The organism is Winogradskyella eckloniae (assembly GCF_013249045.1).
GTDB lineage: Bacteria > Bacteroidota > Bacteroidia > Flavobacteriales > Flavobacteriaceae > Winogradskyella > Winogradskyella eckloniae.
On the sequence record NZ_JABRWP010000020.1, the window covers coordinates 1 to 1226 of the forward strand.

The 1226-nt window shown below is 32.8% G+C and carries 1 protein-coding gene; it reads right to left on the reverse strand.

Annotated elements, in window-relative coordinates; translation table 11 throughout:
- Nucleotides 1-38: 38 nt before the first annotated feature.
- Nucleotides 39-1010, reverse strand: coding sequence for an IS110 family RNA-guided transposase (locus HNV08_RS16200; RefSeq protein ID WP_173282407.1), 972 nt, complete (start codon nucleotides 1008-1010; stop codon nucleotides 39-41).
- Nucleotides 1011-1226: the final 216 nt, after the last annotated feature.

Genomic DNA, 1226 nt, shown 5'->3' on the forward strand with positions numbered 1-1226 from the left:
ACAACAAAGTACTGTGGTAAAAAACAAGTAAAAACTCATTAATTTTTCACTAAAGTACTTCTATAAGTATCATCATATATTAATCCAGATTTAGCAATAGCAAAGGCTTGTTTTAATAGCTTATTACAAACAGCTATTAATGCTAATTTTTTACTCTTTCCTTTGGCTACCAATCGCTCATAAAGATCTCGGCAAGCTTTGTTGTATTTACATGCATTAAAGCTGCACATAAATAATAGATTACGCAGTTTTTGGTTGCCTATTTTACTAATCCTTGGTCGTCCTTTTACACTGCTGCCACTCTGTCTAATTACTGGTGTTAGACCTGTATAACTACACAATTCGCTCGCGCTTGTAAAACGATCAAAGCCACCTGTTAAGACCACCAACATTATAGCCGTTTTTCTCCCTATTCCTGGTATGGTTTGTAAACGTGTAAACAAATCTTGATGCGATTGCTTCACTAAAGTTAACAACTTATCCTCCAACATTTTCATCTCTTTTATTAATTGCCTTAAACTACGTTTTAAAGAAGTAACAACAAGCTTGCTTGGATTCCCCAAAACTGCTTCTCCATGTAGTTTGTTTTTTAGCATAGTGCTTTGCTTTGTATAGACTGAAAGTGTTCTAACGATTTGAAGACATTCTATTTCTTCCTTAGAATTGCCTTGCCATAACTTTAATTCTACCTGCTCTGCATAACCACATATAAGTTTAGAATCACTCTTATCTGTCTTAATTTTTGATAATCCCATCTGTATAAAACGTTTCACTGACAATGGATTTTCTACTGATACTTTTATACCTGATTCTAATAAATGGTAAGCCAATTGATAGTGATAATAACCTGTAGCTTCCATAACGCAATGGCTAGTAATATCTAAGAGTTTTGAGAACTTTTTAAAGCCAAATTCATTGTTTGTAAACTGATAGTAATTACCTCCTGAATCTGTAACATCAAATACTGATTTACTAATGTCAATACCAAAATATTTAATATCTTTATTCATAACAAAATGTTTTTTTGAAAGGACATACTACGCGAGTTTCAACGACTTAAAAGCGAGGTCTTAAAGCCTCATAGAACTGTACGAAATCTGCGAAGGAAAAGAGAGGGGATTTTCAATGTTGACGAAGTCTTAAGCTTCTACGTGTATTATAACCTTAATCCTCTCTTTTGTCTTTTCTTGTTTATTGTCTAATTTAATGAATTGTAAACTTAAGAC